Here is a 12323-nt window from a genome sequence, read left to right on the forward strand (position 1 = left end):
GGCCGTCCAGGGCGTCGAAGTGCGGGCCGCCACCCGGGGCGGGGCCGGGCGGGCCGGCGGCTCGCACACCGAGGGGGTGGAGTGGGTGCGCGCGGACCTGCTGGACCCGCCCTCGCTGCGCGGGGTGTGCGACGGCAGTGACGTGCTGCTCCAGCTGGCCTCGTACATCGGCCCCGACGAGGAGCTGTGCCGGGCGGTCAATGTCCGCGGGACGCACGCGGCTCTCGCCGAGGCCCGGCGCGCGGGGGTGGCGCACGTGGTGCTCTTGTCGACGGCCGCCGTGTACGGGGCGGGTCCGCACCGCGGGATCGAGGTCGGCGCCGTCCCGGAGCGGCCGGTGTCGGCGGCGAGCCGCACCCGGCTCGCCGCCGAGCGGGGGGTGCTCGACGCGGGCGGAACGGTGCTCAGGCCCGGCCTGATCCTGGGGACGGGCGACCGGTGGGTGGTGCCCGCCATCGCGGAGCTGCTGCGCCGGGTGCCCGCCCGGTGGGACTTCGGGCGGGGGCTGCTCTCACTGGTCGACGTCGGCGATCTCGCCCGCCTGATCGCCGGAGTCGCCGCCGCCGGAGCGGGGCTGGGCGTCCGGCACGCGGGACATCCCGAGCCGGTCTCGACCGGCGAGCTGTTCGACGCGCTGGACCGGCAGGGGATCCTCCCCGGGCCGGCCGAGCAGTGGCCGCTCGACCGGTGCCTGGCCGAACTACGGGCGAACCCCGGCGCCATGAGTGAGCGTCAGTTCCGCCTGATCGCCGAGGACCACTGGTACTTCAGCGAGGGGGTGTGGGCGGAAACGGGGGTTCCGCTGGGGCCGGGGCCGTTGGCGCGGCTGGCCGAGGCCGCCCCCTGGTACCGGTTGCACCTGGCCGGGAGGCACGGTTAGGGGCCGGTCAACCCGGGGCGGGCATCGTACGCTCCGCCACGGTCATGCCCCGGTGCGCGATGCGCCAGAGCGGTACGAACTGCTCGACGCCCGAGGCGTCCTGGCCGCACTCGCGGCGGCGGGGGTGGAGGTCGGCGCCGCGGATGAACAGCGCGGCCAGGTCGGCCACTTCGTGCGGCCGGACGTCGGCCGGCAGATCGCCCGCCCGGTCGGCCTCGCCGGCGAGCGCGTCCAGCGCCGGCCGCCAGTCGGCGGACCAGTTCTCCAGTGCCGCTTCCCGCTCGTGCCCCAGGCGGGCCGCGGCGCGCATGACCACGTCCTGCTCCAGGGCGCGGACCAGGCCCACCACGACCGCGGTCAGCCGGTCCAGAGGGGCTCCGGCTTTCGGAACGCATGCGTCCAGGACGGTGCGCACCGCCTGCTGGGCCTCGGCGACCACGGCGTCGGCAAGGTCGCGCTTGGAGTCGAAGTGGAAGGTCAGGGCCCCGGTGGTGAGGCCGGCGGTGGTGGTGATCTGTCTGATCGCGGCTCCGGCGTAACCACTGCGGTCGAACTCGATCGCCGCGGCCTGAATGAGAACGGAGCGCGTCCGCTCAGCCCGGTCCTGACTGCTCATGCTCTCCGCTCTCGTCAAGGCGCCATGCCGGGAACGCATATGTGCCTCATGTCTCGACTGATGCCCTTCCCAGGATGCGGCCGTGACAAGAATCCGTACAGACCGACCTGCCACAACCGTCAATGGTTTCCTGAGGTTTACGGCCGCACGGTGGCGCGCGGTCCCGGTAGGCGGAGCGGGATCGGCACAACGTGCCAAATCCGTCGCAGGTTCTCGCCCGCGGGGCTCTCACGGGCCGATCCCGTTTAAATTCCGATGCAGCTCATGCCGTGCGCCGCGCTCCCGCCCGCCGGCTACCTGTACCTGCGCCGGCGCGCAGCGCACGGGCCGGTACGCGGGGCGGGTGCTCAACCCAGGAGACCCGCCCGTGATTCGTCCTCGCGCCCTTGTCACCGGGGGGTCCCGCGGCATCGGGGCCTCCATCGCCGCCGACCTCGCCGCGTCCGGCCATGCCGTCGCGGTCCACTGCCGTACGGACGTCGCCGCGGCGGAGGCCGTGGTGTCCGCACTGCCCGGGGACGGGCACGCCGTGGTGACGGGTGACCTGGGACAGCCCGATCAGGCCGAGGCGGTCATGGCTGCGGCGGTCGCCGCCCTGGGCACGGTGGACGTGCTGGTCAACAACGCCGGCATCTACGTCGAACAGCCCGTCCACAGCACGTCGTACGCGCAGTGGCAGGCCACGTGGCAGCGGGTGGTGGACGTCAATCTGCACGGCCCCGCCAATCTCACCTGGTGCCTGGTCGACCATCTGCTGCACCGGCCGGAGGGGCCGCGGGGCGCCCGGATCATCAATGTGGGCTCGCGCGGCGCCTACAGGGGGGAGCCCGACGCTCCCGCCTACGGTGCCAGCAAGGCCGCCGTGCACGCGCTGAGCCAGTCGCTGGCGCGCTCCCTGGCTCCGTACGGGATCGCGGTCACGGCCGTGGCGCCCGGGTTCGTCCGTACGGAGCTGTCCGAGTCGATGCTGGCCGGCGCGGCGGGCGAGGCCGTGCTGGCCCAGCACCCGATGGGCCGGGTCGCCGAACCCGCCGATGTCGCCGCCGCCGTGGCCTGGCTCGCCTCGCCCGCGGCCGAGTGGTCCAGCGGGGCCGTGCTCGACCTCAACGGCGCCTCGTACCTGCGCTAGCGCCGCGCGCCCGCCCCCGGCTCAACCGCGGAGTACCGCGGGAGAACCGCCGTCATGTCCGCAGTCCCGAGAGGAAAGTACCCAAGATGGACGCTGTGCCCGTGCGTGTCTCGCTCCTTCAGATCGACGTGAAGGCGGACGAACCCGCGTCGGCCAGGCGTGAGCGGGTCGCCGGCCTGGTGCGCCAGCAGCGCGGCGCAGACCTGGTGGTGCTGCCAGAGCTGTGGGGCATCGGGGCGTTCTCCTTCGACGGCTTCCACGAGCACGCCGAGCCGCTGGACGGACCGACCGCACGGGCGATGAGCGCGGCGGCACACGACGCGGAGGTCTGGCTGCACGCCGGTTCGATCGTGGAGCGGGACGGGGACGGGGCGCTGTACAACACGTCCTTGCTCTTCTCCCCCGACGGCGGGCTGCACCGCACCTACCGGAAGATCCACCGCTTCGGCTTCGACCAGGGCGAGGCCGCCCTGATGTCGCGGGGCGACGAGATCGTCACCGCGCACCTCGCCGGGCCGGATGTGACGGTGGGCCTGGCCACCTGCTACGACCTGCGTTTCCCGGAGCAGTTCCGGCAGCTGGTCGACGCCGGGGCCCAGGTGATCGTCGTTCCGGCCGGCTGGCCCGCGCGCCGTCGTGCGCACTGGTCGCTGCTGACGCGGGCCCGGGCGGTCGAGTCGCAGGCGTACGTGGTGGCATGCAATACGGCGGGCACGCACGCCGGGGTCGAACAGGCCGGGTACAGCGCGGTGATCGACCCGTGGGGCGAGGTCGTCGCCGAGGCCGGCGCCGGGGAGGAGACGCTGGTGGCGGAGTTCGATCCGGCCGTCGTCGCCGAGACCCGGGCCGAATTCCCTGCGTTGCGTGACCGGGTGCTGGGGCTGCCACAGCCGGTGTAGCCAGCCGGTCGTGAACCGGCACTGCTGGAGGAGATCCCCCGCGTCATGGGCGCGGGGGACCTTCGTCGTTCGGGTCGGGACGCGGCAACCGCGTATGCCAATTCGCTCATTCCGCAGGAAAGGTCATGAGCCATCAGGATCGGAGCTGATGTTCGCCCCTCAGTTCGCCTGCACCCCTTGTGGAGGGCCATCGAGCTGTGTAACGCTTCTCGGCGAGCCAGTGTGTCTTCTTCCAGGTGCTCACTTCCGGCCGCGCCCCGTTGCGCGGCCTTTTTGTTTCCCGCCGGCCCCTGCGCCGGGGAATCCCGGATCCGGCCCGCACGCGCACTCCGCGCGTGACGGGTGTGTTCTCGTACGGCAAGGAGTTGCGATCGTGGCGGAGAGGGTTCAGCACGACGAGCGGTACTGCGCTTCAACGCGCTGTGGCCGGGCGGACGGTGACGGCACCGTGTCGCACCGCCGCGGCGCGGCTCCCGGAGCCCGGCTTTGCGCGCCGTGCAAAAGCGCGCTGGTGCGCGATCTGGCGGCACTGCCCGACCTCCACGACGAGAGCGAGCAGTACCTGGGGACGGGCGCGCCGGCCGGTTTCACGCAGCGCATCACCGGCAGCCGGGAGCGCGGCCTGCCGGTGAATTCCGGCGCCCTGGAAGCCCGCCACGACGTCGTCGTCCGGCTGGCGGCGTGGACGCAGCTGGTGCTCGACGAGGTGCCGTCGGCCGGGGCTCCGCGCCGCACGGTGGCGGACATGGCGGCCCTCCTCGGCCGGCACGCCGACTGGCTCGCGGCACACCCCGCGGCGGGCGCCGTGGCCGACGAGGTCGCGGGCGGGGCGGCCGCCCTGCGAAGCCTGAGCACCCCGCGGCCGGCCGGTCTCATACCGCTGGGCGACTGCGCCGAGCCCGGGTGCACCGCCCAGGTCTCCATGGCCGGCCGGGGCGGTGACGAGATGGTGCTGCGGGGCCCGGTGTGCGGCGCCGGGCACGTACTGACGCCGACGCAGCAGCTCGCCAAGGGCGAGACGGCGGACGCCAGGCCCCGGCGGGTGCCCACGGAACTGGCGGCGCTCGCACTCGGCGTGCAGACGGGGACGATCCGCATGTGGGTCCGGCGCGGCAAGCTGACCCGCTACGGCACCAGGCAGAGCGCCCTGTACGACCTCGCGGAGCTGACCGCGCTGGCCAGGGAGCACGGGGCGGTCCGGCGCCGGACCGGCGCCGAGGTCTGACCGGCGCCTTCGCGCCCGGACCGTTCCGACAAACGTTTTCGCGGGCAGCTCTGCCCAAAGAAAGATGTTTTATCACCATTTTTCAGTAGATCAAAGAGGAGTTGAGAGCAGTGGACACACCCCACTGGCAGGAGCACTGGAACGCCCGCCGCACCGCATTCGTCGAGGAGTGCCTGCAGGCCCGTGACGAGCTGCTCGTCGAACTGAAGGACCCGCAGGGAACCCAGCGCAGGGTCCTGGAGGACATCATCGAGCTGTGTGCCGGCTCGCTGCACTGGAAGGAGAAGGGGTACGACGCGGTCGCCACCGACCCCGACCGCTTCCGTGCGGTCCTTCCCGTCATGCGGTACAACGACTTCTCCGCGGAGATCGAGCGCGAGACCCGCACCAAGGGCGGGGTGCTCTCCTCCAGCCCGGTGCTGCGCTGGCTCAAGACCAGCGGTACGACCGGGGTGCCCAAGCGGGTGCCGTACACGCTGCACTGGCTGCTGAAGTACCGCGTCCCGGCGATCAAGGCCATGTGGGGCACGTACCTCGAACACCACCCCGAGCTGCTCGCCCACCCCCATGCCACGCTCGACACGCAGACCCTGCGCGAGGACGTGTACGACTTCGTGCACGGCGTGCAGCACCAGGCGATCAGCAACCGGCATCCCCAGATCAACAGCCGGGACTGGAACCCGCCGTGGTACGAGTCCCCCTGGTTCGGCCCGGACGCGCCCACCAGCCACGTCGGCCGGATGTACCACCGCATCCGCCATCTCCTCGGCACCGAGCTGCACTTCATCTCGGCGATCAACCCGAGCACCCTGGTCTCACTGAGAGACCTGATCGCCGAGCACAGCGAGGCCCTGGTGCGCGATCTGCGCGCGGGAACCATGGAGGGCAAGCCGTACGGGGAGCCGGACGAGAAGGCCGCCCGGCACCTCCAATCGGTGCTCGCCCAGGGCGAGTTCAGCCTCAAGGACGTGTGGCCTTCACTGACTCTGTACAGCTGCTGGCTGTCCGCGTCCGCCGAGCTGTACCGGACCAAGCTCGAAGCGGTGCTGCCCGGCGTCAGCAAGATGCCGTTCATGAGCTGCGGCACGGAGGGCGTCACTACCATCCCGGTCGACGACTCGCTCGACAGCCAGCCGCTCGCCGTGGGCCAGGCCTTCTTCGAGTTCGTGCCCGCCGACGTGCCGCTCGGCGAACTGATCGACCAGGGAGCGGAGTTCGAGACCCTGCTGGTCGGCGAGGTGGAGGCGGGCCGCGACTACCACCTGATCATGACGCAGGGCAATGGGCTCTACCGGCTGTGGACCGGTGACGTCTACCGCGTCGACCGGATCATGGACGGGACACCGTGGGTGCACTTCGTCCACCGGGACGGCGTCTACCACTCGTTCACCGGCGAGAAGATCACCGAATCCCAGGTGACCGACGCCATCAAGCAGGGCATGGCGGCCGGCGGGCTCGACACCGGTCTGTACATGTGCGGACCCATGTGGGGCGAGCTGCCGCGGTACGTCGTGGTCAGCGAGGCCCCCGAGCCCGGCCCCGAACTGGACGGCACGCTCTCGACCGCGGTGGACGAGGCATTGCGGGAGATCAACATCGAGTACGCGTCCAAGCGGGACAGCGGCCGCCTCGGACCGCTCGAACTCGTCACCGTGCAGCGCGACTCGATCACGGCGTACATCGAGGCACGCCGTCAGGCGGGCAACTCCACCCAGTACAAGTACAAGCCCTTCCAGGCGGATATCGACTTCGTAGCCGAGCTCGTCGGCCGCTGAGGCGCACCCACCCACCCTGATCCGACCACCAGCGAAGGAACAAGGAACAACGAGATGATCGAGACCAAGAGGCCTCCGCAGAACATCCGCCGCGAGATCACAGACGTGCCGTCCGACGGCGCGCGCCTGGCGCTCCACGTGTGGCAGCCGCCGAGCGGCCGCACCAAGGGCGCGGTCTTCTACTTCCACGGGCTCCAGAGCCACGCCGGCTGGGCCTGGGAGGTGGGCGCGCGCTTCGCCGACAACGACATCGCCTTCTTCGTGCTCGACCGGCGCGGCAGCGGGATCAGCCCGGGCGAGCGGCAGGAGATCCCCGACGCCGAAACGATTCTGCGTGACTACATCAACGCAGTGGCGCAGGTGCGCGAGAGCATCGGCGAGGACGTTCCGCTGTCCTTGTTCGGCCACTGCCTGGGCGGCTCCTTCCTGGCGGCGCTCATGCACCATCCGGACTTCACCACCCGCTACGACGCGGCCGTCTTCTGCTCCGCCTGGCTGGGCAAGCTGCACGCCACGCTCGACGGGGAGCAGCTGCGAGCGCTCGCCGACGAGCAGAGCGACGAACTGTGGGACGCCGGCCTCAAGTCCGCGGACTTCACCGACGACCCGAAGTACCAGCACTTCATCGACCACGACGACCTGGCGGTACGCCTGCTCACCCGCCGCTCGCGGGCCACGCTGCTGGAGCTGGAGCGCCGCTACCTGCGGCCCGAGCGGGCGCTGCCGCGGGTGCCGTTCACCTTCGTCTCGGGCATGAGCGACCCGATCATCGACCTCGCCGCCGCCCACAGCGCGTTCCAGAGCCTGGTGTCCGGGCGCGGCACGATCATGAAGCTGCCCACCGACAAGCACTACCTCTTCTACACCGGCGTCGCCGACGACCTGATCGACTGGAGCTCGGTCCACACCCTGCTGCAGGGCCTGGACCGCGATGTCTGAGGCGCTGCTGTACCGGGTGGAGCTGCCGATGCGGTCGGCGTTCGAGCATCCCGCCGCCCGGCGCAAGACCTCCGACAGCCTGGTGCTGCGGCTGGACGCCGACGGAGCGTACGGGGTCGGCGAGTGCGCGCCGCGTTCGTACGTGACCGGTGAGACCAGCGACGGGGTCGTCGAGGCGCTGCGCCGGGTGCCGCTCGACCGGGTCTTCGCCCGGATCCGGGCGACGGCGGCGGCCGAACTGCTGGAGCGGCTGCATGCGGACGGGTTCGAGGCGGCCTTCGGGGTCAGCGGCGGCAGCAACCTGATCTGCCTGCTCGAAACCGCGGTACTCGACCTGCTGGGCAAGCAACTGGAGCTCAGCGCCCGTGAACTGCTCGGCAGCGTCGGCTCCAAGCGCGAGGAGCCGGGCCGGCTGCCGGTGTCCCAGGTGCTCGATCTCAGCATCGACGTCGAGGAGTTCCTGGCCACCCGGGGACCGTTCCACTTCGTGAAGATCAAGGCGTCCGAGGACATCGCGCGGGACGCCCGCACGGTGCGGGCCATCCGGGACCACGTCGGCGACTCGGTCTCCATCATGGTCGACGCCAACATGAGCTGGACGCCCGAGAACGCGCTCGGGCATGCCTGGCGGCTGCGTGACTGCGGAGTGGACCTCATCGAGGAGCCGCTGCCCAAGGGCGACTGGGAGAGTCTGCGCTCCCTGCGCCGCGGCGCCGGTGTCGGCATCATGCTGGACGAGTCGGTGTGCACCCTCGACGACGCCCGTACGGCGGTCGAGTACGGGGCCTGCGACGCGGTCAACGTGCGGGTCGCCAAGAACGGCGGGGTGCTGCGGGCCGGCCGGCTCGTCGGCTACGCCCGCGAGCACGGCCTCGCGTTCCAGTTCGGGGTGCAGGTCGCCGAGGTCGGCCCGCTGATCAACGCGAGCCGGGCGCTGGCCTTCCGCCATCTCGACGCCCTGACCGTCGAGGCGGGCCAGTCCGACCGCTTCTTCCCCGAGATGATCGTCGCGCCGCCGCCGGCCGTCGACCGGCTCACCAACACCATCGCACCGGCCGGGGGTCACGGCTTCGGCGTGACCCTCAACGACAACGCCGAACGCTGGGCCGCTCTCCGGTTCAGCGAGGGCCGGGCCGACTGGCAGGACCTGGCCGCGCGCTGAGCCGCTCCCTGCCGTCCGCCCCCCTGCAATCCCCCTTCCGTACGCCCGTGTGCGTACACCCCTGCGCCTATGCCCGCCAAGGAGGCACCTGACATGACCATGCTCTTTGAATGCACGCACCGCGGTGAGCGGTACTTCGGCTTCGACCGGCCCGAGGACGGGGCGCCGCTGCACCTGTACCCGCTGAAGGACGACGACCTGCACGCCGCCGTACTTGCGGCGGACGGCGACAGCGCCGCGCTCGTGGCAGCGCTCACGGACGGCAAGGACGCGGTGGCCGTCCCGGCCGAGGAGCTCGGCGCCCTCCGGATGCGGCCGCCGCTGCTGCCCACGGCCGTCGGCGACGCCATGGTGGGCGGCTTCATGCAGACCCACAACGTCAAGGTCGACGCCACCACCCAGGCTCAGCCCAACTGGTTCCTCAAGGGGCTGGGCGACGTACTCAAGGTCTCCGGCGAGGAGCTGGCGGTACCGGAGAGCGCGGTGACCGTCACCGAAGAGGCCGAGGTCGTACTCGTCTACGTCACCGACGAGGAGGGCGAGGCACGCTACGTCGGGCACACGTTCGGCAACGACCTCACCGACATCGGCCGGTTCCGGCAGCACCACGGGCACCTGTCGTACGCGAAGCTCTGCGACGCCTCGGTGGCTCCGTGGCTCTTCCTCGGCCCACCGCCCGTGTCGGTGACCGGCCGGGTGACGATCGAGCGCGACGGGCGGGAGGCCTGGCGTGCCCCCTTCGCCACGGGCACCCGGGCCATGCACTACCGGCTTGAGGACATCATGCCCGCGCTGTTCGGGCACCGGGCGCTGCTGCACCCGGGGCGGGTGCACTACGTCTACATCGGCGCGGACCGCAGCAGCTTCCACGGCGGCTTCCAGATCGCGGACGGCGACCGCGTCACCCTCGAATTCGCCGAGCACGGGGTCACGGTGTCGAACACGGTCTCGTGGCCGCGGCCCGCGGCGACGAACCCGGCCGGACGATGACCGCCCCGGAGCCGGTGCGCAGACTCAGCGGCATCGAGTCGGAACTCGCGCGCACCCACGCCCGGACCCGGGGAGGCGCCCAGGTCACCACCCTGGTCACGGTAGCGGCGGTGTTCGGCTCCGCCTACCTGGCCCAGGTGGTGGCGCGCTGGTCGGCGGGGTTCTCCGCCCTGTCGATGCGCATCCGCGAGGAGGGCGACGCCCTCTGGTTCCACCGGGGCGGCGACGCCGGACCGGCGTGGACGGGCCAGGAGGAGATGCCGGCCGCCCGGACGCCGGCGGACCTGCTGGCCGAGGAGGTCAACGATTCCCTGCGGCCGGGAGGTCCGCTGTGGCGGCTTCGGATCGTCCACGACCGGGGCGAGGCCGCGACGCACTTCTACCTCGCATGCCACCCCGCGATCTGTGACGGGTACACGGCCGGGCGGCTGGTGCGGGTGCTGCTGGACACCCTGTTCGGGGAGGAGCCGGAGCAGCGCGGGCCGCGCCCCTTCACCGAACAGCTCCTGCCCGACTGCGACGAGCTGTCGTACCGCGCGCTGCCCCCGGTGGCCGTGCCGCCCGCCCCGGCCGTCCCGCCTTCGTGTGCGGGGCCGGACGAGGGAGGCAACCCCTTCCGGGCGCGGCCGCACGGGCAGGTGGTGTGGCCACTCGCCCTGTCGCCGAGGCAGAGCGCGCTGCTCAAGAGGTGGTGCGGCCAGCACCTCATCACCGTCGACCAGTTCTTCGCGGCGGTGCTGGCCGTCTGCTTCACCCGGGCGACCGGCCACGACCGGGTCGACGTGCTCACCACGGTCTCGCTGCGCCAGCGGTACGCCGAGAGCGTCCGGCTCTCCGAGACCGGCTGCTGCGCCCACACGCTGCGCACGCCGCTGCGGATCACGGACGGCACGCTCGTGGAGCAGGCCCGCGCCTACGCGGCGTCCGTCGCGGCGGCGGACGCCGCCTGGCGGCCGCCCCGGGCGGAGCCGGGCCGCCGCGGCGTCCCCACGCCGGCCGGGGAAGCGGCGGCCTTCGGCGGGGCGCACCGGCTGCGGCTCTCCCGGACCGGGAACGCCGACACCGTGCTCGGCGGGCACGTGCGCCGGGTGACGGAGTTCGGGACCGTCGTCAGCCACGGCACGTACGCGTCCGGGTCCCTTCACCTGTCCGTGTTCAAGGGAGGGCTGCGGCTCCTCCTGGGGCTCGGCGGCTCGGCCGACGACCGCCGGGTGGCCGAGGACGTGATGCGCGAGCTGGCCGATACGGTCCTGCGGCCACCAGTCGGCCAACTTCCCTAACTCGTATCCGCTCGCTGCTCGACCGGCCTAGCAAAGCGAACGTTCGCTATTCTTTCTCGTGTCTGGCTCAATCGAGGGCCGCGAATGCCGCTCACGCAGCGCTCCGCTCCTCCTGCGCCCCGGTCACCACTCCCCCACGACGAATGGCAGGTAACTGATGGCGCTACCCAAAGCGTTCTGGCTCCTGTGGTTCGGGCAGACGTTCAGTCGCCTCGGCACCCTGGCGCCCGCCTTCCTGATCCTCTACCTGGAGCAGGGCGAACTCCTGGATGCCCATCAGACACCGCTGATCGTCGGACTCTACGGCGCGGGAATCGTGCTGTCCGGCCTGGTGGGAGGGGCCGTCGCGGACCTGATCGGCGAGCGCCGCACCATCATCGCCGCGCAGCCGGTCACCGCGGTCACGGCACTGCTGTTCGCCGTCACCACCAACGTGTACGCGCTCTGCGTGCTCTCCCTGGTCACCGGCTTCCTGTCCGCGGTGGACAGGCCGGCCGGGGCGGGGCTGATCGCCAAGATCGTGCCGCAGGAGCAGTTCACGAAGGCGTACAGCCTCTTCCTGGTGGGCTTCAACGTCGGCATGTCGCTGGGCCCGGTCATCTCCGGCGTCCTGCTGTCCTTCTACCCGCCGGCCCTGTTCATCGTGTGGTCGCTGTGCTGCGTGATCTACGCGGTGCTGGTCTGGCGACTGCCCGCCGACGCCCCGCGACCCGCCGCCCAGCAGAGCGGCTCCTCGGTGCTGCGCGGCGCCGTGAAGGGCATCGCCGAGCCGTTCCACTCCCCGGTGCTCGTCGCGTTCCTGGCCCTCACCTTCCTCCTGGCGTGCATCTATCTCCAGGTGAACTCGGCGCTGCCGCTGGACATGCGCGGCGCCAAGCTCAGCCCGGGCGACATCGGCATCGTGCTGGCCATCAACGCGGTCCTGTCGATCGCGCTGCTGCCGCTGGCGCCCCGGCTGGTCAAGGGCCTTCGGGACCAGGTGCCGTTGATCATCGCGAGTGCGCTGTTCGGCATCGGGTTCGGCCTCAACGCGCTGGCCGACGGCATGACGGGCTTCATCGTCGCCACTGTCGTCTGGACGCTGGGCGAGGTCGTCTGGGCGCCCATGTCGGCGACCTTCATCGCCAACCGCGCGCCGGCCGGGCGCGCCAGCACCTACCAGGGGTCCTACTTCTTCGCCTGGAACGCCGCGTTCGTGGTCGGCGGCCCGGTCGGGCTCACCGTGGCGAACTCGTACGGCTACAGCACCTTGTGGATCTCCACCTTCGTCCTCGGCATCGGCGCCGCGCTCGCCTTCGCCCTGATCACTAGGCTTCCGGGCTTCCTCCTCCCCGCCGCCGGCACTCGGCAGCCCGGGCACAACCCCGAGCCGGACTCAGGCGAACCGGTGCGGGCCAACGGCTCGCAGGCCGGCTGACCCCGTCCTCG

General features: G+C 71.6%; 11 protein-coding genes. 10 read left to right on the top strand and 1 reads right to left on the bottom strand.

Features of this window, described 5'->3' with window-relative positions; all coding sequences use genetic code 11:
- Positions 1–19: 19 nt before the first annotated feature.
- On the top strand, positions 20–880 hold the full coding sequence (locus NLX86_RS19540; protein WP_254373020.1) for an NAD-dependent epimerase/dehydratase family protein: 861 nt from the start codon (positions 20–22) through the stop codon (positions 878–880).
- Between the two features lie 7 nt (positions 881–887).
- On the opposite strand, the gene NLX86_RS19545 is transcribed toward NLX86_RS19540, so the two are convergent.
- Positions 888–1496, bottom strand: a complete 609-nt coding sequence (locus NLX86_RS19545) for a TetR family transcriptional regulator (protein ID WP_254373021.1) — start codon at positions 1494–1496, stop codon at positions 888–890.
- A 367-nt stretch (positions 1497–1863) separates the two neighbouring features.
- Here NLX86_RS19545 and NLX86_RS19550 point away from each other — a divergent pair, with 367 nt between their 5' ends.
- The 9 genes from NLX86_RS19550 to NLX86_RS19590 all read left to right on the top strand — a co-directional run bounded on the left by NLX86_RS19550 (position 1864) and on the right by NLX86_RS19590 (position 12312).
- Positions 1864–2625, top strand: a complete 762-nt coding sequence (locus tag NLX86_RS19550; protein ID WP_254373022.1) for an SDR family oxidoreductase — start codon at positions 1864–1866, stop codon at positions 2623–2625.
- Positions 2626–2726: 101 nt separating this feature from the next.
- Positions 2727–3524 carry a carbon-nitrogen family hydrolase gene (locus NLX86_RS19555; RefSeq protein ID WP_254373120.1) on the top strand — a complete coding sequence of 266 codons (798 nt, stop codon included), beginning with the start codon at positions 2727–2729 and terminating at the stop codon, positions 3522–3524.
- A 373-nt stretch (positions 3525–3897) separates the two neighbouring features.
- A complete protein-coding gene (locus tag NLX86_RS19560) occupies positions 3898–4749 on the top strand; it encodes a hypothetical protein (RefSeq protein WP_254373023.1) in 852 nt (283 codons plus the stop codon).
- A 110-nt stretch (positions 4750–4859) separates the two neighbouring features.
- Positions 4860–6524, top strand: a complete 1665-nt coding sequence (locus NLX86_RS19565; RefSeq protein WP_254373024.1) for a GH3 auxin-responsive promoter family protein — start codon at positions 4860–4862, stop codon at positions 6522–6524.
- A gap of 54 nt (positions 6525–6578) precedes the next feature.
- Entirely contained in the window at positions 6579–7463 is an 885-nt protein-coding gene (locus NLX86_RS19570; protein ID WP_254373025.1) for an alpha/beta fold hydrolase, read from the top strand.
- On the top strand, positions 7456–8625 hold the full coding sequence (locus NLX86_RS19575; RefSeq protein ID WP_254373026.1) for a mandelate racemase/muconate lactonizing enzyme family protein: 1170 nt from the start codon (positions 7456–7458) through the stop codon (positions 8623–8625). Before NLX86_RS19570 ends, NLX86_RS19575 begins: the two co-directional genes overlap by 8 nt.
- 93 nt (positions 8626–8718) lie before the next feature.
- The gene (locus NLX86_RS19580; RefSeq protein WP_254373027.1) at positions 8719–9615 is read left to right on the top strand and encodes an FAH family protein; all 897 of its coding nucleotides are present in this window, start codon (positions 8719–8721) and stop codon (positions 9613–9615) included.
- On the top strand, positions 9576–10895 hold the full coding sequence (locus NLX86_RS19585) for a hypothetical protein (RefSeq protein ID WP_254373028.1): 1320 nt from the start codon (positions 9576–9578) through the stop codon (positions 10893–10895). The genes NLX86_RS19580 and NLX86_RS19585 overlap by 40 nt, the downstream gene beginning before the upstream one ends.
- A 157-nt stretch (positions 10896–11052) precedes the next feature.
- The gene (locus tag NLX86_RS19590; RefSeq protein WP_254373029.1) at positions 11053–12312 is read left to right on the top strand and encodes an MFS transporter; all 1260 of its coding nucleotides are present in this window, start codon (positions 11053–11055) and stop codon (positions 12310–12312) included.
- Positions 12313–12323 lie beyond the last annotated feature (11 nt).

The organism is Streptomyces sp. A3M-1-3 (assembly GCF_024213665.1).
Taxonomy (GTDB): domain Bacteria; phylum Actinomycetota; class Actinomycetes; order Streptomycetales; family Streptomycetaceae; genus Streptomyces.